Below are 19738 nucleotides of genomic sequence, written 5' to 3'. Positions count from 1 at the left end.
AATGAATTACTCAAGCGTCAAACTCACCGGGCAATGATCGCTTCCGAGCACATGGCAGTCGATCTCGGCATCCTTCAGCTTCTCGGCTAAACGGGCAGACGTCAGGAAATAATCGATGCGCCAGCCGATATTCCGCTCCCTCACCTTGGCCATATAGGACCACCAGCTGTATACGTCCGTACGGTCGGGGTAGAAGTGGCGGAAGGAATCGATAAAGCCCGCAGCCAGCAGATCGGTCATTTTGCCCCGCTCCTCCTGCGTGAAGCCGGAATTCCCATGATTGGATTTGGCATTTTTCAGGTCGATTTCCTGGTGCGCCACATTCAAGTCCCCGCATACGATCACGGGTTTGCGTTCGTCGAGCTGAAGCAGGTAAGTGCGGAACCGTTCCTCCCACTCCAGCCGATAATCCAGCCGGCTCAGGTCGCGCTTCGCGTTCGGCGTGTATACGTTCACGAGATAGAAGTCCTCAAACTCCAGCGTGATCACTCTGCCCTCGGGCTCGCTGTCTTCCTCCAGGCCATAGCGAACGGACAATGGGGCGATTCTTGTAAATACCGCCGTTCCCGAGTATCCTTTCTTCTCCGCATAGTTCCAATACTGCTGATATTCCGGACCCAGATCGAGCTCGATCTGTCCCGCTTGCAGTTTCGTTTCCTGCACGCAAAATATATCGGCATCCGCCTCATTAAAATAATCCATAAAGCCTTTCGTAACGCAGGCCCGCAATCCGTTGACGTTCCATGATACTAGCTTCATATCGTAACCTCCGTGGTATCCATATCGTTTTGCGCGTTGAATCTATGAATCTTCTAAATTCTATAATGGTATCATGTCACGGGTGTAACGAACAAGAAGCTTCGCCCCCTTTCATCATAACTTCATGAAACGATAAGATGAGGCCTTGCGTGCATAATCCCGCCCCAAATCAGGAACAACATAAACGTAAACGGAGTGCGGTCATTTCGCACCCAATCGATGAGAATCCCACGAAAGGAGGAGTGCAGCAAATGACTGGCAGAAACAGCAAGCCTAAGAACGACGGCCCTTCCAGCAGCCCTGAACGTTTGGATCAATACGGGGACAAGCTGGCTTCCGAGAACGAAGAGGAGTTCACCTCCGCGGCCGAAGAGCATTGTCGGGATCAGGAATAATGGAATTGATGCGGCTGTCGATGCCCATTCGATAATCACCGCAGCAAAAACACCCATCCATGCCAAGGCAATGAGATGGGTGTTTTTCCTAACGATCATCTGGACGAACAAAATGCTCGTCGATTATAACCATTCTGCTCCTCGCCGTCGCTACTCTGTCACCCCGAAGCGGTTGCCGTCCGGATCTGTCAGGGAAAATCCTTTGAACCCGCCAAAATCCTCAATTTCAGTCACGTCGGCTCCCTTGGCAACCAGTCGTTGATGGATTTCACTCACATTCGTGGTATGCAGGTTGAAATATTGCCCCACACCATAATCGTTCTTGGGAAATTCCGGCTGCTTCACCTGATAGGAACGCACGAGGCAAAAGGATACCTTCTCATCGTTCATTCGCATGACAACCGCATTCGGTTCATCCGTGTGAATCACTTCAAATCCGAGCATTTCCGTATACCAGGCCGTCGAACGCTTTAGATCACTCACCGGTACGAAAATGCCAACGCCGTACAATAGGGATTTTTTCAACCAACCTTCCTCCTCTTTGATTTGCTTAAATAGCTTCCAACACATAAGAAACGATATTTCGGGCTAAAACCAAACAGGGTCCAAATTTTATTCCGTAAATTTCCACACGTTTCCATCCGGATCTTCCATATAAAATGCAAGGACTCCGCCAACCCGGCTCAATTTGCTTATTCTGATGCGCAGCTTGGTCAGTTGAAGGTACGAAGTACAAATCGCTTGGGGATCTCTTCTTCGAAAAGCTATCACAAGCGCATCCATATCCAGTGCTGCGGATGTACCCGCTGGGTCTCTCTCCTGCGGCTTAGGTTCATCGCCTGTTTGCTGCATGCGATGCAGCTTCTTCAGCCTGGCTCGCGCACGTCCGAGCGACACCTGAACCGTCCCTTCGGACATGGAGAGAAATTCGGCCGTCTCCCTGGCCGTGAAATCCAATACGTCCATAAGCAGCAAAATCACCATCGCACGTGGCGATAACCGGTCCGCTAAGGCCTCCAAAAGCTCCCTGGTGGATAAGCCGTCATCTACGGCCGCCCTATCTCCTAACACATTCTCGGAAACCCTCATCCCGGGCTTATCCTTCCTCAGTCGGTCCTTCCACGCGTTGCTTGCGATGCGAAACAAATAGGCATTGGACAGATGTTTTCCAGGGTCGGTTTCAACGGCCCGCATCACCTTCATCATGACATCCTGCAGCAGATCCTCCGCTTCCCATGGATCCCCCGAGATTCGCATGCAGTATCGGTGCAGCTTGGTCTGGATGTTGGATAAGTCCGGCATATACTTCGGCATCATGATTCCCACCTCGCTAACTAGTTCTGTGAGTGCCCGTGTTTTCCTGCTCAAGGTTTGCATGTTATCTTAGCCCATATCCATATCCATACCAAAAAGCCGCCTCCCGACAATATCGGACGGCGGCTGCTTTGTTCACTCTGACAGCGTTTATTTCACCAAACTTTCCAGCACGTCATCAATGATCTGGCTGTTGGCAATCGTGCCGGTATAGAGCCAGCTTGTATCTTTTCCATATTCATAGATGTTGCCGTTCTTGACGGCCGGAATATTCGCCCAGAGCGGATCCTGAAGCACTTCGGCGCCTTCGCCGTCGCTGTTAATAAAGAACAGATGATCCGCGTCGAGCTCGGCCAATTTCTCCAGGGAAATGGAGGACCAGTTGCCGGTAGCCGATGCCGAGATTTCCTTCACCACGCCCGGTACGGTAAGTCCCAAATCGCCGTACATAACGGCGCCGCTGGACAGCGTCTCGCTGACAACGAACAATTTGCCGCCGACAAGCCATATAGCCGCAGCGGATTCACCGCCGATCGCCTGTTGGATTTGATCCCTGGCATCCTTGGCCTTCTGCTCGTAACGATCAAGCGCCGCTTGAGCTTCCTCCTCCATGCCAAAGATTTCGCCCACTTTCTTCAGCTCTTCGCGCCAATCGTTATTGACTTCGTTGCCGATGACGTAGGTAGGAGCAATCTTGCTGTACTGGCTGTATTTATTGCCTTCTACCATAGAAGCGGAGTCCATGATCAACAGGTCCGGCTGAAAGCTTGCTACCGCTTCAAAAGGAAGATCATGCTCAATGGTCGGCACGTCTTTTAACGCATCCTGCAGGTAATCCTGGACGCTTCCGCCCTTGACCGACCACTGCGCGATCGGGGTAATGCCCAATGCCACCAGGTTATCCTCCAAGTAAGAAGCGATCACCCGTTTCGGCTCAGCCGGAATTTTCACTTCATGGCCCATGGCGTCCGTCAACGTTCGTTCCGTCTTCGCTTCCGTGCTTCCTTCCTCCGGCTTGGCTTCGGTGCCCCCGTTCTGCTCGCTTGGCGTTGGCGTCCCCGTCGGCTCGTTACCGGCTGCGTCCTTGCTGTTACCGCAAGCTGCAAGCAGCGTTAAAGCCGCCAGCAGTCCTGCGATAATCCATATTTTTTTCTTGAAAAGACTCATCTTTTCTTTCCCCCTATGTATATTTTTTTGGCGCAATCACTAGCATTCTACGCATGAAGTGATATAATAACACTAACCATGATAATGAAATTCATTCTCATTTACAATACGTTATTTCAATATTTTTATCAACATAAAGGTTTAGGTGAACATGCAGGCAAATCATCCCAATCACAAAACAACCGCAAAATCCATTTACCGTCCCAAAACAGCGGCGGCCGTCATTCTCCTGGGGCTTGGTCTGCTGGCTGCCGCAATGGCATCTTCGATTATCTATGGCGCGTCGAACATTAAACTGTCCACCATATGGGAGGCGTTTGTCCGCTTCGATGCCGATTCCACCCCGCATCAGATTATCCAGAGACTGCGAATGCCAAGGGCCTTGGCAGCTGCGCTGATCGGCGGTTCCTTGGCCGTATCGGGAGCCATCATGCAGGGCATGACAAGGAATGCGCTCGCCTCCCCTTCCATTATGGGCGTCACCGCCGGTGCCTCCTTCATGATGTCGATCGGGTTTGCCTTTATGGAGTCGCCATCCATTACTGCGCTCATGCTGTTATCTTTTGCAGGCGCCGGCCTGGGGGCCGGGCTTGTGCTGCTGATCGGCTCGTTATCCAAACGGGGATTGACGCCTGTCAAGCTGGCCTTGGCCGGGTCAGCCGTTACCGCGCTGCTGAGCTCGATATCCTCGGCCATTGCCATCCGCTTTAACGTTGCCAAGGATATCAGCTTCTGGTATGCCGGTGGCGTGTCGGGCGTGCAATGGGTGAACGTGAAACTTCTGATCCCCGTCGCCATCGTCGGGCTGCTGATTGCGCTGGCGCTCAGCCGATCCATTACCGTCATGAGCCTGGGCGAGGAAGTCGCTACCGGGCTTGGCCAAAAAACGGGAACCGTCAAGTTCCTGGGCACGCTCGTTGTGCTGCTGCTGACAGGCGCAGCGGTGGCTGTAGGCGGAACGATCGGATTCGTGGGGCTCGTCATCCCGCATATCGTCCGCTTCATCGTCGGACCCGACTATCGGCTGATCATCCCTTGCTCCGCCGTCATGGGAGCACTTCTGCTGGTGTTTGCCGATGTGGGTGCGCGGATGATCAATCCTCCGTTCGAGACGCCGGTCGGCGCAATTACGGCGATGATCGGCGTTCCCTTCTTCCTCTATCTTGCACGGCGCGAAGGGAGAGGGCTGTAACGATGAATACAACGAGAAAAATCATCTCCGTATCCATGATCCTGCTGCTGGCTATCATTGCCGTATTCCTGGTCAGCCTGAATATGGGAACGATGAAAATCCCGCTGGCCGAAGTGGTCAAAGCGTTCAACGGGACAGGTTCCGAACAGAATTATACCGTCCTGATGCACTTTCGCCTGCCCCGCATGGTCATTGCCATCCTGATCGGCGCGGGAATCGCCGTCTCCGGCGCCATACTGCAAAGCGTTTCGCGAAACGCGCTGGCAGACCCGGGCATTCTGGGCATCAACTCCGGGGCAGGATTGGCCGTCGTGCTGTATATTTTTTATTTTCAAGGAAGCTCGTTCAGTTCCGGCATATGGTCCGTTTATATCATGCCTTTTGCTGCGCTAGTCGGTGCATTTCTTGCCGCCTTCCTCATCTATTCGCTGGCCTGGAAGCAAGGCGTCACGCCGATCCGGCTGGTGCTTGTGGGGATCGGCATCAACGCGGCCTTCGGGGCGCTGATTATCGTATTCCAGCTGATGATGGACCCTAACAATTTCATGCAGGCCACCATCTGGCTGTCCGGCAGCATCTGGGGGGCAAGCTGGGAGTATGTCGTTGCGATCCTTCCGTGGATCCTGTTCTTGGTTCCTTGGGCGGTATTTAAATCGCAAAATTTGAATGTGCTTAACCTGGGAGACCATACGGCAGCGGGGCTTGGGGTTACGGTCGAGCGCGAGCGAAGAACGCTGCTGTTCATCTCCGTTGCCCTGGCGGGCGCCTGCGTCGCCGTTGGCGGCGGCATCGCGTTCCTCGGACTCGTAGCTCCGCATTTGGCACGCAAGCTGGTGGGTCCCCGTCATCAAGGAATGCTGCCTGTCTCCGCGCTTCTCGGCTCGCTGGTGCTGCTTGTGGCCGATATGATCGGCAAGAACCTGATGGCCCCTTCCGAAATCCCGGTCGGCTTGGTCGTTTCCTGTCTCGGAGCACCCTACTTTATTTATTTGTTGATCAAGGATTAAGGTGGAATGGGTTTAACAAAAAAAGACGGCGATCGCCTCCCGGTCTATGCAGGAGGAAATCGCCGTTGTTTTGTATCATGCGTCTGAGCTTGAATATTAAATTGCCTGTGTGACCTACTCCCAGCCAATTGCTGGTACAACCGCTATACGTGGCTATGATTCAGCTCGGACGCAACCTTTTTGTTCGCAAGGCTCCTGGCATATGGAATGAATACGGCTAACGTCAGAGTCAGCATGATTCCCATGATCGCAGTTACGAATGTTGCATGAATATGGACAGGTGCCGGGTCAATCAGCCTAAATGCATACAGCAGAACGATCCCGAGCGAAATCCCCACAATCATGCCGATACATAGGTACAGCAGCACCTGCGTTAGAATGATCTGAACAAGCCCCTTTTTGTCCACGGAAATGGCCCGTAATACCGCAAATTCTTTACGCTTACTATAGATGTTGTTAATCAGGGAATTAAATACGCCGATGGTCACGCTTAGCATAATCACAATGATAGCACTTAGGAAAAAAGACCATACCCGCGTGTACATATTGCTTGAATTCTCCAGAGCTTGGGCATAACTGCTGATATCCACCGTTGGGAACTGCCCCTTGATGCCTTCCAGCTGATTTAATGCCGCAATCTCGTTCACTGGTGTTATATAAGCTGTACCAAAAACCGTAAACTTCGTATGGAAAGCTGCATTCGACCAATCGATATACATATCCGCCTGTTGGAATGGCTCCGTAATGGCCGCTACCGTCAATGTTCCCGCATTCTTGAAGTTCTCTGGATCTTCTTCTTGGTATACCGACAAAGCAATCGAGTCGCCGATGCTTAACGCATGTTCGTCAGCGTAACGGTTGGATACGATAACGGCATTCCCTACATCCGAAATTTTCGGCAGCAGCCGCTGAGCCGCCAACGAGTCCAAATCAGCCAACGCATAGTCGATAACCCTACCGTCTTGTCCCTGTTTGGCAGGGCTTAATCTGCTGACGGTGCTGACTTCCTGTATCCCCTCCAATTCAGAAATCCGCTGCTTTAATTGCTCAGGGTCAATCGATGACGAGTTCTCCAGCCGGTCGACTACCTGAATATCCGTGGCATACTGCGTCTTGATATAATTCCGTTCGTTATGCTGTATCGTGTTCAGAAGAGACGAGCCGATGACGGCAATCATCATGGCAAGGCTGATCGTCAGAATAACGAAGGTGTTTTTCTTGACCTGCGGCACAAGATTTTTGACAGCAACATAAGAAACTCGCCCCCCTAGCAGCTTTAACACAGGCGACACCTTAGCCAACACACCGGGAAGGTATACGGGAACCATCGTAAACACGGACCATACGAACAATAGAAATCCCATTAAAAAGCTTAACTCCGCGTTAGCTGACGGCGTGCCCGAGAATGCGATCCCAAAGAGGATGAAAAACAGGCAGGCAGCCATCAGCACTTTCCCTAATATTTTTCGTCCCTTCCGCCCTTTAAAATCGGTATTCTGGTTCATCTCCAGCATCTTAAGCGGCAGTATCTTGGTGCTTCTGTAAGCAGGAATCAACATAAATAACTCCAGGATGATAAAGCTTGCCACCGCTACCATCGTCGCAACTCCAACATCAAAACGGCTATCCGTCAGCGGAACCAGAAACAGTCCGGATATCCATGGGATAATGTAAGTGTAACCTAGTAGGGATACCAGCAAGCCGCTCAGAACACCGAGCCCATTCGTAACCGTGCATTGGATGAACACCATCTTAAACAACTGTTCGGTTTGCGCGCCCATAGACCTGAGAACGGCGAATTGGAAGCGGTATTTATGCAGCATGCCTTCGAAATTGGTCACGATCAACAGGGAGATGACCATAACAATCAGGACCGAGATGACCAGGATGTAATTGCCCAAGATAGACAAGCCCGCCTTCAATGTTGAATTCTGCGCGGCAATCTCGATCGTTAGCCCGGGCTCCAGCTCTTGTAATTGCTCACTCAGAACCAGCAGGTCGGTATCATCCGCCGCCTGCACCATCACATAACTTGACACCGCATCATGCTGGGCTCCTGCAGCCTTAATCTGCCTGACTTCCTCCCGGTTCATAAGCAGCAGATCCGATGTGGTACCTGCAGCGGCAACCGGATCGCCAATGATCTCCTTGACGATGTATGCCTTCCCTTCGACCTTCATCCGACTGCCCGTCTGGAGCTGCAGCTCTTCAGCCAGCGACTGGTTTAGAATCAACTCCCCGCGTCCCGGATGAACTTGGATATGATATCGGCTCTTCGACAATGCGTCATCCTCAATACCGGCAACAGCTACAGGTGCGGCAAGATTATTAACGAACATCCGGGACAGCATGACCGGAGAGACCTGTCGTACCACGCCTGTGGACTGCATCAAATCCATAATGCGTTGATCTGATGTCTCATGGTCCACTTCGTTAGTGTATCCCACCAGCATATCGACATCGCCATACTGCAACTTCACTTCGTGGTCTATGGAACGGTTGGCATTCGCCATGAATGAAGACATCGTGATCATCAGAAACACGGCCAAACTTATGCTAATCACGGAAAAGGACAGAATCGACTTGTTACGGGCCAGTATACGAAAAGCTATGCCTCGTAGGGAATGAATCATGCGGATAACTCCATCATCTTCTTGAATATGTTCAATATCGGATCCATCTTTCGCTCTCCGCTGCTCTCATACTGATCCACGATTTGACCGTCATGGAAAAATAACACCCGATCGGCATAAACCGCTACATTCGGATCATGCGTTACTATAATCATGCTTTGATTGAAGGCGCTTCTCATCTCCACCAAAGCTTCAAGAATTTCCTTTGAGGTATTGTAATCCAGATTGCCGGTCGGCTCGTCTGCCAGCAGCAGCGGCGGATTCGTAATCAGCGCCCGCCCGATGGCTACCCGCTGCTGCTGTCCCCCTGACAGCTGAACAGGCCGTTTCTTCCTCCAGCTCGCAAGTCCAAGCAGAGTGAGCATGTCCTGGACTTTGTGCTGAATCTCCGCCTCCGATGCCCCTTGCAAGATCAAGGGAATCGCCATGTTCTCTTCTACGCTTAAATCATTCAATAAATGAAAAGATTGAAATACAAAACCGATATTTTCTCGTCGGTAGCGGGTTGCATGAGGTTCCACGAAGATATGGTCCATGACCTCTCCCTTTAACTCGATGCTGCCTGAGCTAGGGGTGTCCAAGGAGCTGATAATGTTAAGCAGGGTGCTTTTTCCGGAGCCGCTGGTTCCCATAATCGCCACCAATTCGCCCTCCGCCAGCCCAAACGAAACATTCTTTAGCGCTTGAACTTTAAATCCGTCTCCATCATAGGTTTTGTGGATATTGCGAACCGATAACAAACTCTTCTGATTCATCCAATCCCTCCACTCGATTTATTTGTCTATACCTGGATAAAATACTCTATGAGTATATCAGATTTGGTTATATATGTAATCTCATGGAATCCATGGAATGCAATTGACTAGTTTGATATCTTATTGGCATAAACATCCAAAGAAAAAAAGACCGCGTTACGCGGTCTTTCATAAGCCATGCAGCTTCGATATTAGTGAGCGCTCACCAGGATCTTCACTTGGTTCTTCTCTTTAAGCAGGGCTTCAAAGCCCCGGTCGATAACCTCATCCAGTTTGATCCGCTGGGTGACCAGCTTATCCGCCGGGAAGAAGCCTTTTTCCATCAGGCTGATAACAGCCGGGAATACGTCGCGATAGCCGATGATTCCGGTAATGTTACGTTCCTTCATCACGATGTCATTCGGCACGATCGGAGCGGAGGTTTCGAAGATGCTGACAATCATAATCTGTCCGCCGATCTTCGTCGAGTTGATCGCTTGGGTGAGAACCGGCGGAACTCCGGTCACCTCGAATGCCACATCGACTCCGGCACCGGTACGGCGATGAAGCTCTTCTACCACATCGCAGGCCTTCGGATCAATGACGATTGCCCCCAATTCCTCGGCTTTCTGTTTGCGTTCCGGGGACAGCTCCACGGCGTAAATCTCGGATGCTCCCGCCGCCTTCAATGCTTCGATGACAAGCAGGCCGATCGGCCCGGCACCGAATACGACCGCCCGATCCCCAGCCTTCAGCTGGCTTTGGCGCACGGCGTACAGCGCGACTGCCGAAGGTTCCACCAGAGCTCCCTGTTCATAAGAAACGCTGTCCGGGATTTTATGAACCATGTGCTCATCCGCAGCGACATATTCGGAGAAACCGCCACCGCCGCCGGCGAGCCCGAGAAAGCCCATTTTGTCGCACAGATTGTATTTCCCTTGTCTGCAAGCTTCGCATGATCCGCATGCAAAGACAGGCTCTACAACCACGCGGTCGCCAGCCTTGAATTTCGTAACGCCTTCGCCAACCTCTACAACCTGGCCGGAAAACTCATGTCCCATAACCACCGGAGCCTGTTCTCCGGTAAGGGCGTGAGGCGTATTCTCAGGTATAAATATAGGCCCGGCCACGTATTCGTGCAGATCACTGCCACAAATCCCGCACCACTCGACCTTGATTTTCACTTTTCCGTTCGTAGCTTGCGGCTCCGCGATCGTCTCCAAACGCAGGTCCTTTACTCCATGCCAGCGCAATGCTTGCATCGTCTTCATCTCCTTATAGGTTCGAAAAAATAAAAATGAAATAGGAAACGTTTCCGAAATCAAATATGTCACAGTTTTGACAATCTGTCAAACCCGTTCCACGAAAATGTATGAAATGTCATGGACAACTACAGACTGCCGTTCCCCTGCCTTTGCCATGGAAATGCAGCGATTGATGCAGCATCGCTTGCTTGTTCCAGTTGTTCCCCTGCGAATCCCGTGATGGAGAGACGAGCTTAATGTTATAATATAGTTAATGGCTCCAATCCCATCTTGTATTCGCACATACACAGGAAACGTTTCCGATATAGAGAGGAATTTATCGAATATGGTGAACCCCAAAAAAGTAACGATCGAAGATGTCGCCAAACAAGCGGGCGTCGGTATCGCAACCGTGTCCCGAGCCATCAACGACAGCAAGGGCATCAGTCCGAAAACGAAAGCGCGGATCATGCAGGTGATCGAGGAAATCGGCTTCAGTCCGGATACCTCCGCTCAAAGCCTGAAGGTCCGCCAGACGAATCAAATCGCTCTCGCCGTGCCCGACATCCGGAATGCGATCATCCCGGAAATCGCCTGGTCGGTCGAACAGACCGCCAAACAGCACGGCTATCGGGTCGTTCAGATCAATACGGCCGGGAACGCACGGAACGAGCTGGAAATCGTGAGGGATATCAAAAAACTGCACGTGGACGGCCTGATTATCATGCCGCTGGCCTATCCCAAAACGCTTGGCGACCTCATTAACAAATCGAGCCTCCCCGTCTCCATCATTAATTACGGAAAACGACTGGGTGAAGAGTATAGAGCCGATATCGTCGGCCTCGCACGCCAGGAGGGCAGGCTTGTCATGGAGCATCTGCTGAAAATCGGGCGAAGCCGAATCGCCTATGCCGGTGCGCCCAAGGATAAAATCGAAGAGCGTTATTGGGCTTATGAACAGTCGCTGCAGAAAGTCGATCCGTCCCTTGTCTATTTCGGGGAGGACTTCTCGTTTGAGACAGGGGTTCGCGCGGCGGACTATTTCTATGGCCTGAGGCATATGCCGGACGCCATCTACGCGGTTAACGATATGGTTGCCATCGGCATCGTCAACCGTTTTAAGGAGCTGAAGGTTCGGGTTCCCGACGATGTGGCGGTCGTCGGCATCGATAACAATGCATGGACCACCGTCACGACGCCGCAGATCAGTTCGGTGTCCATCATGGGCGATGAAGTGGCCCGGCTTGCGACGGAATTGCTGCTGAAGCGGCTTCGCGAGCAAAAGACCGGGCAATACGAGCGCGTGCAATTCGAGCCGAGGCTTATTGTCAGGGAATCGAGCGTGTCCGTGATCCGAACCGCAACAATCGACTAAGCGTGATTCGGACCCATAAAGAAGAGCCCGGAACGCGATGTTCCGGGCTCTTTCCCATTATGAATCATGAACGCTTAATGGCTTAACGTATACAAATAATAGCCATAGTCGGTAGGCGTGCCGGGATGTCCGATTTGCCGGAGCATGGCGGTTACGTTCCCCCGATGATAGGTCCCGTGATTGACCATATGCTGGATATAATCCAGGCAGCTGGCTCTAAAATCTCCGGACGGATAGATGGTGTCCAGATTCTCGTGCTGTTCGGTAAACAACCGGAAGCGCGCCGCCAGATCGTCCATTAACCGGCCCAATTCTTCGATTCGCTTGCCTTCCGTTTCCGCAACCAGCCGAGCAATCGAATCCTTCAGACTCTCCAAGTACGCAGGCGACATCTCCGTGACTCCGCCCGCGTTAAAGAACGATAGCCAGCCGGAATCAATGACATAGATGTGCACCATCGTGTCATAAATGGATGGAAAAACGCTGACAATCTCCTTGCGGTATACCTCTTCCGAAAGCCCCTGCAAATATTCGCAAACCTTCCGGTTTGCCCATACGTGGTAATCGTACTGCTGTAAGATCCATGTTTTCAAATCGTTGTTCCCCTTTTCATAGGCGGGGAAGCACGCAGTTTAAGGGCAATTATGCGATAATCCCCATATAAGTTTGCCCGTGAACGATTGTTGTTTTCATCTCAAACGCCTCCTGAAATTAACCTAATCCCATTCTAGCATATATGACATTTCCCAGATGGAACAAAATCACGGCAGGCTGCATGGACGCTTGAAAAACGATATGCGTTACAATAACTTGTCGGCTTCATTTGGCTTCCTAAGCTTTGTCCTTTTGGAAAAATCGCGGCAAAAACGAACGGTTCCTCTCCAGCATCTCATCGAGCATGGCTTCAGCGGCACTGACGGAATCGGTGAGCGGATGCGCGCTAAGAGCAAGCAGCGCCTTCTCCCTGCTGCCCGTAACCGCCGCCTCGATGGCCAGGCTCTCGTAGGTCTTCACGGCTTGGATCAGGCCGATCGCCGCAACCGGCACTCGCTCGACAGGTACCGGCACCGCGCCATTCTTCGTCACGACGCAGTTCACTTCGATACTGGCTTCCGCCGGCAGGAAGTCCAGCGCGTCGCCGTTCATCACGTTCAATGTTTGAATCTCCCCACTATCCATATGAATGGCCTTCATCAAATTGACAGCCGCCTCGGAGTAATAAGCGCCGCCGCGCTGCTCAAGCTGCTTCGGCTTTTCCGCAAGTTCCGGCCGCTTGTAAATCTCAAACAGCTCGTCCTCAAGACGCTGGACCGTTTCGGCCCTTGTCTCGCCTCTGGCCGCGGCAGCCTGCTGCTCCTCCAGCATCTCCCGGTGGAGATAATAATATTTTAAATAATAGGACGGAATCGCGCCCATCGCCCGAATCAGCGTATCGTTCCAGGCAAGCTGCGGCACGTTGCGAGCTGAGTAGCTCCCTCCCGTTGCCAGCAGCTCCTCCAGCTTCGACACTCCATCGACCTCGATCCGGCTGATCCAGTACAGATGATTCAATCCGGCAAACTCGCAGTAGATTCGCTCGACCGGCACCTCGTAAAGCCCGGACAACCACTTGTAAGCGGCGATGGGGGAGTTGCACAAGCCGATGGAGCGGATGTTGGAGTGCTTCCTGATGGCTTCCGTTACCATCCCGGCAGGATTGGTGAAATTCAGCAGCCAAGCATCCGGACATAATGCCTCCATGTCCTTGCATATATCCAATAGCACAGGTATCGTCCGCAGAGCCTTCATCATGCCGCCTGCTCCTGTCGTTTCCTGCCCGAGCATCCCGTATTTCAGGGGGATCGTTTCGTCCCAGCCTCTGGCCTCCAGCAGTCCGACTCGCATCTGAGTCGATACATAATGGGCATTCCTCAGTGCTTCCTGGCGGTCCAAGGTCAACGTAATGCGGATCGGCAATCCGCTTCGCTCAATCATCCGCTGGGCCAGACCGCCTACAATTTCGAGCTTGCGGCGGCCTTCCGGGATATCCACGAGGACGATGTCCGTCACCGGAAACGACTCATAATGACGGATGAAACCTTCAATCAGCTCGGGGGTATACGAGGATCCGCCCCCGATAACAGCAACCTTCAATCCAGTGCCCATTCCAAATTCCTCTCCTTCACGGCAAGCTCATGCTGCAGTTGTTCATACACGGCCGTGCCAGGAACCACGCCGTTCTCATCCATTGCGAGCAGGACGGCACCCGCTGCGGGCTCAAGGGCTAATATGCGCACCCGGCTATTCGGGGCTGCCGCAAGAACCTGAGACTCAATATACGGAACGACGTAATCCCTTTCTCCCCGGGTCAGGACGCTGCCGGCCAGCACGACATCGAAGGCGTCATTGTCCATGCCGAGCTTACGAATTACCGCGCTGGCGACCTTCCCCAGCTCCATGCCTTGCCTTTCCAATATCTCTCTTGCAGCTTCATCGGCGGGTGCGGCTTGAAACAGCAATTTCGCCAGTGTATGCGGCGCCCTTCTGCCCTCGTCCAAAAATCGGTGAAACATCTCTTCCACGCTGCCGAACCTAAGCGCATCCAGCGTTAGCGACGTTAATGAAGTCGGCTTCTCACGGCCTTCCCAGGAACGAACGACCGTCCGAAACACCTCGACGGCCAGGTCGGCGCCTCCGCCGAAATCGCCGAACGCATAACCGAATCCTCCGATCTGAACCTCCTCGCCTGCCGCGTTGACCCCATAACCGTTCGTCCCGCTTCCGCATATAAGGACGACGCCGTCCCTCTGTCTTGTGCCGGCTCTCATGGCAATGACGGTATCGCAAGCGATATGGTGTTTCTTGAAGCCCATGGCGTCGATCATGGGCCGCAAGATGCGGAAGTCCGCCTCGCGGTCGGCTCCCGCCAGCCCGAACGACGCGCAGGCGATGTCTTCTCGCCCGAGTCCCGCCTGTCCAAGCGCCTCTTCAACGGCCTGCCTGATGCTTGCTTCCGCACGCGCTGCGCCAAGCTGATGGTTGCCGCAGCCGCCCATTCCCTTTCCAGCGATTCGTCCTGTCCCGTCCGCGACGACGGCCAGCGTCTTGCTTCCTCCGCCGTCGACTCCCAAGTAGTAATTCAAGTATGATCTCTCCTATGATGTCCGGCTCATGAAGCCGTCCTGCCCAGCGAATGCCAGCGCATATTCCGCAAGCCCCTGAAGGAATGGACGGCTTCGCCGTGACGTTTATTTCGATGCTTCCAGCTTCTGCTTATTCTCCTGCCATTTTGCTGTTTTGTACTGTAATAGTTTGTCGTAACCCGCTTTTTGCGCATCTGCCTCTGCCTTATCCAGAAGCGAGAGCACTTCCTGATCCGAAGAGGCCGAACTGATCGCCTTGGCTCTGGCCTGCTCATAAATTTCGAACACGCGCTGCGCAATTATGCCCTCCTCGGAATCGCCCGCCGGATCGAGGTTGACGTACTCCGTCGTGTTCATCTGCGTCTTCCAGGTTATCTCCGATTGCCAATACGTTTCAAAGTTCCGCTTCTCCGGCGGCAGCGTGGATTCGAATTTCATCTTGGAATTGTCAACATACACCGTGTTGCCGTTCCACTGAAAGTTCACCGTGGCGTTCATCAACTCATCGCGCCCCTTCGCATCGCTGGTGAATTTATCGGTGAACAGCGGCATGTCCTCTTCGTCCGTCCCGTCCCAGTACAAGCCTTCAGGGCCCCACATGATCGTCCGCTGGCCCTCGGGACCGGTGAACCAATCCAGGAATGCAAAGATAGCTTCCGGATCTTTCGCCGCTTGCGTGATGACGCTGACATTCCAGCCTAGCTGCTTGTAATCGCCCGGGAAAATCTTGTCGCGATCCAATCCTTCCTTGTGTACCGGCCATATCATGATGTAACCGGCATCAGGGTCCTGCGCCTTCAGCAGATTGTTGCCCTTGGAACCGAACTCGGTCGGGCTGGAGGCTACATAAACCGCCACGTTGCCGCTCAGAATCTTCTGCTCGACTTGCTCTAGCTTCTGCGTGAAGGCATCCTGCGTAATGAGTTTCTCGCGGTACAATCGGCTCATGTATTGAAGCAGCTCGCGATAGACGGGATCCGTGAACAGCGATACAAGTTGATCCCCCTGGGGTACGGCGATCATACTGTTGAACGTATACGGGCGGTTTTCGGCAAAAGCAGACACCATGATGTCCACGCCCGCTGCCGATTGGCCAACCTCCAGAGGAACGACATCCGGATACTTTGCCTTCACTTGCTTCAAATAGGCGTACAGATCATCCGGCGTTTCCAGTTTTGGCGATCCAAGCTCCTCGTATATCTTTTTATTGACGAGATAGCCGGCATTGCCGTTTGGCTGCGTTGTATACCAGTTCGGGAATTGATACAGCTTTCCATCCGGCGAGCGAAGCAGATCGAGCGTGGACTCCCCGGCCCATTTTTTCAGATTTGGGTATTTATCCAGATAATCGTCGAACGGCACCAGCATGCCCTCGGCACGCAGCTTCTCGACCTCCGCGCCCCGTTCCATCCATATGACATCCGGCAGCTCCCCGGACACGATCATCGTACTGAGCTTGTTCTTGGCAACGCCGCCGGAGCTGACCGGAACCACGTTGACCTTCTTGTTCTCCTGGATCCACTTGGTTGCAAGATCCGCGCCCCAATCCGGCATCGTATACCAGTCATAGTGGCCATAGAACGAGAATTCCAGCGGCTTCTCTCCCAGCACAAAGTTATCCTCTCCGGCTGGTTTCTCATTGTTTTGCGAGCTTGGCCCTTCCTTCTCCGGGCTTGCGGCATTCCCTCCCGAACCCGAACATCCCGTTAAAGCCATGACGATGACAAGCGTGACTGACCATGCAGATAGAAGCCTTTTTCCCCTTTTTTTCATTCCAAGTGCTCCCTTCATGATTCATCTATGGTCAAAGCTGCCGCTTCAAACCCTTGGCAAGATGGCTGATGAATTACTCCTTCAAAGAACCGATTAATACGCCCTTCACAAAATACTTCTGAACGAACGGGTATACGCACAGGATCGGGACGGTTGCCACCATCATGGTCGCCATGGACAAGGACTTGGTCGTTACGGCCTTCATCGCGCTCATCCGGCCCTGCGCCGCGGCATCCATGTTCTGCATCTGTTCCATCATGATGTTGGCATTGAGGATCTGCTGAAGCTTCGTCTGTATCGGCAGCAGATCCGTGTTGGATATGTAAATGCTTGGCGCAAACCAATCATTCCAATGATACACGGCCGTGAACAACGACAGCGTCGCAATGACCGGTCCCGATAGCGGAAGCACGATTCGGAAGAATACGCCCCAGTTCGAGGAACCGTCGATATGGGCCGACTCCTCAAGGCCGGGCGGGATGCCCTTAAAGAACGTCCGGAATATGATCATATTCCACACGCTGATGATGCCTGGTACGACCATAACCCAAAACGAGTTCATCAGGCCCAGCTCCCGAATAAGCAAATAATTCGGAATGAGTCCGCCGCTGAAGTACATCGTCACGATGCAGGTGACCATATAAAAATTCCGGCCCATCAACTCGCGTTTGGATATGCCATAAGCGAATATGGCGGTTGCTACAATGGAGAGAAAAGTACCGGTCACCGTACGGAGCACCGAGATGACGAACCCGTCAATGAGGCGCTCGTCCTTGAACACTACGCGGTAATTCTCCAGCGTGAATTCGCGCGGCCAGAACGTAATGCCGCCCTGCATCGTGTCGGTCCCCGAGTTAAACGAGATGACGGCAGCGTTCCAGAATGGGTACAGCGCGATAAATGCCAGCAATGCCAAAGAGCCGTAGATGAACCCAACGAATACCCGATCTCCGTTTGACAGCCTCATATGAATCTTCTCTCCCCCTTCCGCCCTACCATAGGCTGTTCCCCGACCGTCGGGCCCAGTAGTTGGCTCCGGCCAACAACAATACGCTGATGATCGCCTTGAATAGACCCGCCGCCGTAGCGTAGGAGAATCGGCTGTTCTGAATGCCAATCCGGTAGACGTACGTGTCCAGCACGTCGCTGACATCCCGCAATACCGGATTGCCAGCCAGCAGCAAAATGTCCTCAAAACCGGCATTCAGGAAGTTGCCGATCGCCAAAATCGAGAACACAACGATAATCGGCATAATAGACGGAATAGTGATGGAGATGATCTGCTTCAGACGGCTCGCACCATCAATTGAAGCCGCTTCATACAGTTGGGGATTAATGCCTGCAATGGCCGCCAAATACACAATGGAGGAAAAACCGATCTCCTTCCACACATTCGTTACCGTCAGGATGCTCCAGAAGTACTTCGGCTCCGATAGAAAATTGATCGGTTCATCGATCAGGCTCAGCTTCTGCAGCAGAATGTTCAGACTGCCGTTGTCCGTGGACAGAATGGAGATCGCAAAGCCCGAGACGATGACCCACGACAAGAAGTGAGGCAGATAACTGATCGTCTGGACGATCCGTTTGAAGGAATGCCTCCCAACCTCATTGAGCATCAGTGCAAGCAGGATCGGCGCAGGAAACCCGATGCACAGCTTCAGCAGGCTGATGACCAAGGTGTTCCGCATAATGGTCCAGAACTCCGGCGCCCCAAAAAACATCTCAAAATGCTTGAAGCCGACCCACGGGCTGTTCAGAAAGCCCTTGAACAGACTGTAGTCCTGGAACGCCATGAGTACCCCGTACATGGGAATGTAGCTGAAAACCAGAATGAACATCATGGCCGGAAGCACCATCAGCTGTATATCCCATTGCTTCAGAAAGCGGCGCAAGCGCCCTTTCTTCACATGTGTCTCCGCCCTGCTATCGATCCCGATTTGCGGCATTGGCATCTCCCCCTTTTTATTTTGTGTTAGGTTTATTGACACATTCTTGAGATGCTTGCCACTTTATTGTATCGCCTGACCAGGCTCATTTCTCTGCTAAAACAAGCAAAAACCAGCACTATTTCACTGGTTTTTAGGAATGTTGCCTTTGTGAAGCCTTCGGCGTCATGCCGATGTGCTTTTTGAACAGACGATTAAAATTGGTCAGCGTGCGAAAGCCGCATTCCAGGGCGACGTCCATCACTTTCATATGGCCTCCTTCCAGCATCGTGACCGCCTGCTCCAGCCGAATGTGGATCAGGTACAAGAGGGGCGGCATGCCGACCGCGCGCTTGAATATTTCGCTGAACCTGGAAGGACTGAGATAGACCAGGGAAGCCAATTCCTCCAGCGTCCAGGGGTGGGCGAAATTTTGCTCCATCACCATGATGACTTGACGCATTTTCTCCAGCTGCCGTTCGCTGATGCTGGGTTCGCTTCCGCCTTCCCCTTCCATCCGGCACTCCCGGTTTACGATGGCCAGGAATTGGAGCAGAAGCGAGTATACTACCGTAGCGTAAGACCGCTGTTCCCCCACATGCTCCTCCTGCAGCTCAAACAGCAGCGAACGCAGCTTCCCCATGGCCGGATGGTCGCGGGGGATCAGGTTCAAGTAATGCTTGCCCATCTCGCGGAACGGGCTGAACAGTTCCGGATCGAACCGGAGGTTATGGATAAACCAAGTCGAATCAAATGAAATGACAGTCATGACCAGATCCTTCGTCTCGTAAGCGCAGTGAAGATCATTCGAGTTGATGAGAAGTACATCCCCTTGCTGGAATTCAAATTTTTGCCCGTTGATGATGTAGTAACCCATACCGGATTTAATGTAATTTATCTCCAGCACGTTGTGCCAATGAAGCTTCTGATAGGGGCTGGTCACGCCAATCGTATCGGCGACAAAAATCGGATAATTCTTGGCTAATATTACTTTTTCCTTCGGTATCGCTTCTTCCCGCATGATCGATGGCATGATAAATCCCTCCATAACCAATATTTTCTTGTAAGCGTTGTATCCATACATTTGTTGTAAAAAAC

At 52.6% G+C, this 19738-nt stretch carries 18 protein-coding genes; 4 read left to right on the top strand and 14 right to left on the bottom strand.

The window, feature by feature from the left end; translation table 11 throughout:
• Positions 1–6: 6 nt before the first annotated feature.
• On the bottom strand, positions 7–759 hold the full coding sequence (locus JNUCC32_RS00930; RefSeq protein WP_192570808.1) for an exodeoxyribonuclease III: 753 nt from the start codon (positions 757–759) through the stop codon (positions 7–9).
• A 251-nt stretch (positions 760–1010) separates the two neighbouring features.
• Here JNUCC32_RS00930 and JNUCC32_RS00925 point away from each other — a divergent pair, with 251 nt between their 5' ends.
• Positions 1011–1154, top strand: coding sequence for a hypothetical protein (locus JNUCC32_RS00925; RefSeq protein WP_009595787.1), 144 nt, complete (start codon positions 1011–1013; stop codon positions 1152–1154).
• Positions 1155–1304: 150 nt separating this feature from the next.
• On the opposite strand, the gene JNUCC32_RS00920 is transcribed toward JNUCC32_RS00925, so the two are convergent.
• The 3 genes from JNUCC32_RS00920 to JNUCC32_RS00910 form a co-directional block, all read right to left on the bottom strand.
• Positions 1305–1679, bottom strand: coding sequence for a VOC family protein (locus JNUCC32_RS00920; RefSeq protein WP_192570807.1), 375 nt, complete (start codon positions 1677–1679; stop codon positions 1305–1307).
• Positions 1680–1766: 87 nt separating this feature from the next.
• Positions 1767–2471 carry an RNA polymerase sigma factor gene (locus JNUCC32_RS00915; protein ID WP_192570806.1) on the bottom strand — a complete coding sequence of 235 codons (705 nt, stop codon included), beginning with the start codon at positions 2469–2471 and terminating at the stop codon, positions 1767–1769.
• Between the two features lie 147 nt (positions 2472–2618).
• Complete coding sequence (locus JNUCC32_RS00910; protein ID WP_096776364.1) at positions 2619–3635, bottom strand: iron-hydroxamate ABC transporter substrate-binding protein; 1017 nt, start codon at positions 3633–3635, stop codon at positions 2619–2621.
• Between the two features lie 151 nt (positions 3636–3786).
• On the opposite strand from JNUCC32_RS00910, the gene JNUCC32_RS00905 reads away from it, so the two are divergent.
• Together JNUCC32_RS00905 and JNUCC32_RS00900 are read left to right on the top strand one after the other, a co-directional pair.
• Complete coding sequence (locus JNUCC32_RS00905; RefSeq protein WP_015737052.1) at positions 3787–4827, top strand: FecCD family ABC transporter permease; 1041 nt, start codon at positions 3787–3789, stop codon at positions 4825–4827.
• Between the two features lie 2 nt (positions 4828–4829).
• The gene (locus JNUCC32_RS00900) at positions 4830–5834 is read left to right on the top strand and encodes a FecCD family ABC transporter permease (protein WP_192570805.1); all 1005 of its coding nucleotides are present in this window, start codon (positions 4830–4832) and stop codon (positions 5832–5834) included.
• Between the two features lie 143 nt (positions 5835–5977).
• Here JNUCC32_RS00900 and JNUCC32_RS00895 read toward each other — a convergent pair whose 3' ends face one another.
• From JNUCC32_RS00895 to JNUCC32_RS00885, 3 genes are all read right to left on the bottom strand, one after another.
• Positions 5978–8467, bottom strand: a complete 2490-nt coding sequence (locus JNUCC32_RS00895) for an FtsX-like permease family protein (protein ID WP_192570804.1) — start codon at positions 8465–8467, stop codon at positions 5978–5980.
• Positions 8464–9222, bottom strand: coding sequence for an ABC transporter ATP-binding protein (locus tag JNUCC32_RS00890; protein ID WP_096776368.1), 759 nt, complete (start codon positions 9220–9222; stop codon positions 8464–8466). The genes JNUCC32_RS00895 and JNUCC32_RS00890 overlap by 4 nt, the downstream gene beginning before the upstream one ends.
• Before the next feature lie 191 nt (positions 9223–9413).
• Positions 9414–10463: a 2,3-butanediol dehydrogenase gene (locus JNUCC32_RS00885; RefSeq protein WP_036659887.1), complete on the bottom strand. Its 1050-nt coding sequence runs from the start codon at positions 10461–10463 to the stop codon at positions 9414–9416.
• Between the two features lie 328 nt (positions 10464–10791).
• On the opposite strand from JNUCC32_RS00885, the gene JNUCC32_RS00880 reads away from it, so the two are divergent.
• Positions 10792–11820, top strand: coding sequence for a LacI family DNA-binding transcriptional regulator (locus JNUCC32_RS00880; protein ID WP_192570803.1), 1029 nt, complete (start codon positions 10792–10794; stop codon positions 11818–11820).
• A 74-nt stretch (positions 11821–11894) separates the two neighbouring features.
• On the opposite strand, the gene JNUCC32_RS00875 is transcribed toward JNUCC32_RS00880, so the two are convergent.
• The 7 genes from JNUCC32_RS00875 to JNUCC32_RS00845 all read right to left on the bottom strand — a co-directional run bounded on the left by JNUCC32_RS00875 (position 11895) and on the right by JNUCC32_RS00845 (position 19673).
• Positions 11895–12413, bottom strand: a complete 519-nt coding sequence (locus tag JNUCC32_RS00875; RefSeq protein WP_192570802.1) for a DinB family protein — start codon at positions 12411–12413, stop codon at positions 11895–11897.
• Positions 12414–12651: 238 nt separating this feature from the next.
• Positions 12652–13965 carry a 6-phospho-beta-glucosidase gene (locus JNUCC32_RS00870; protein WP_192570801.1) on the bottom strand — a complete coding sequence of 438 codons (1314 nt, stop codon included), beginning with the start codon at positions 13963–13965 and terminating at the stop codon, positions 12652–12654.
• Complete coding sequence (locus JNUCC32_RS00865; protein ID WP_192570800.1) at positions 13950–14942, bottom strand: N-acetylglucosamine kinase; 993 nt, start codon at positions 14940–14942, stop codon at positions 13950–13952. The genes JNUCC32_RS00870 and JNUCC32_RS00865 overlap by 16 nt, the downstream gene beginning before the upstream one ends.
• A gap of 105 nt (positions 14943–15047) precedes the next feature.
• Positions 15048–16715, bottom strand: coding sequence for an ABC transporter substrate-binding protein (locus JNUCC32_RS00860; protein ID WP_192570799.1), 1668 nt, complete (start codon positions 16713–16715; stop codon positions 15048–15050).
• Positions 16716–16788: 73 nt separating this feature from the next.
• Entirely contained in the window at positions 16789–17682 is an 894-nt protein-coding gene (locus JNUCC32_RS00855) for a carbohydrate ABC transporter permease (RefSeq protein ID WP_145036887.1), read from the bottom strand.
• A gap of 25 nt (positions 17683–17707) precedes the next feature.
• The gene (locus JNUCC32_RS00850; protein WP_145036885.1) at positions 17708–18661 is read right to left on the bottom strand and encodes an ABC transporter permease; all 954 of its coding nucleotides are present in this window, start codon (positions 18659–18661) and stop codon (positions 17708–17710) included.
• 133 nt (positions 18662–18794) lie between these two features.
• On the bottom strand, positions 18795–19673 hold the full coding sequence (locus JNUCC32_RS00845) for an AraC family transcriptional regulator (protein WP_192570798.1): 879 nt from the start codon (positions 19671–19673) through the stop codon (positions 18795–18797).
• Between the last annotated feature and the right edge of the window lie 65 nt (positions 19674–19738).

Origin of the sequence: Paenibacillus sp. JNUCC32 (genome assembly GCF_014863545.1) — a bacterium.
Lineage (GTDB): Bacteria > Bacillota > Bacilli > Paenibacillales > Paenibacillaceae > Paenibacillus_AQ > Paenibacillus_AQ lautus_A.
Note: the sequence above shows the minus strand (reverse complement) of the source record. Positions and strands in the feature narration are given on the sequence as shown.

What these genes read in the sequence shown, in the direction of transcription:
- JNUCC32_RS00930 (WP_192570808.1), bottom strand. Translation starts at nt 759, where the DNA reads ATGAAGCTAGTATCATGGAACGTCAACGGATTGCGGGCCTGCGTTACG.
- JNUCC32_RS00925 (WP_009595787.1), top strand. Translation starts at nt 1,011, where the DNA reads ATGACTGGCAGAAACAGCAAGCCTAAGAACGACGGCCCTTCCAGCAGC.
- JNUCC32_RS00915 (WP_192570806.1), bottom strand. Translation starts at nt 2,471, where the DNA reads ATGATGCCGAAGTATATGCCGGACTTATCCAACATCCAGACCAAGCTG.
- JNUCC32_RS00910 (WP_096776364.1), bottom strand. Translation starts at nt 3,635, where the DNA reads ATGAGTCTTTTCAAGAAAAAAATATGGATTATCGCAGGACTGCTGGCG.
- JNUCC32_RS00905 (WP_015737052.1), top strand. Translation starts at nt 3,787, where the DNA reads ATGCAGGCAAATCATCCCAATCACAAAACAACCGCAAAATCCATTTAC.
- JNUCC32_RS00900 (WP_192570805.1), top strand. Translation starts at nt 4,830, where the DNA reads ATGAATACAACGAGAAAAATCATCTCCGTATCCATGATCCTGCTGCTG.
- JNUCC32_RS00895 (WP_192570804.1), bottom strand. Translation starts at nt 8,467, where the DNA reads ATGATTCATTCCCTACGAGGCATAGCTTTTCGTATACTGGCCCGTAAC.
- JNUCC32_RS00890 (WP_096776368.1), bottom strand. Translation starts at nt 9,222, where the DNA reads ATGAATCAGAAGAGTTTGTTATCGGTTCGCAATATCCACAAAACCTAT.
- JNUCC32_RS00885 (WP_036659887.1), bottom strand. Translation starts at nt 10,463, where the DNA reads ATGCAAGCATTGCGCTGGCATGGAGTAAAGGACCTGCGTTTGGAGACG.
- JNUCC32_RS00880 (WP_192570803.1), top strand. Translation starts at nt 10,792, where the DNA reads ATGGTGAACCCCAAAAAAGTAACGATCGAAGATGTCGCCAAACAAGCG.
- JNUCC32_RS00870 (WP_192570801.1), bottom strand. Translation starts at nt 13,965, where the DNA reads ATGGGCACTGGATTGAAGGTTGCTGTTATCGGGGGCGGATCCTCGTAT.
- JNUCC32_RS00860 (WP_192570799.1), bottom strand. Translation starts at nt 16,715, where the DNA reads ATGAAAAAAAGGGGAAAAAGGCTTCTATCTGCATGGTCAGTCACGCTT.
- JNUCC32_RS00855 (WP_145036887.1), bottom strand. Translation starts at nt 17,682, where the DNA reads ATGAGGCTGTCAAACGGAGATCGGGTATTCGTTGGGTTCATCTACGGC.
- JNUCC32_RS00850 (WP_145036885.1), bottom strand. Translation starts at nt 18,661, where the DNA reads ATGCCGCAAATCGGGATCGATAGCAGGGCGGAGACACATGTGAAGAAA.
- JNUCC32_RS00845 (WP_192570798.1), bottom strand. Translation starts at nt 19,673, where the DNA reads ATGCCATCGATCATGCGGGAAGAAGCGATACCGAAGGAAAAAGTAATA.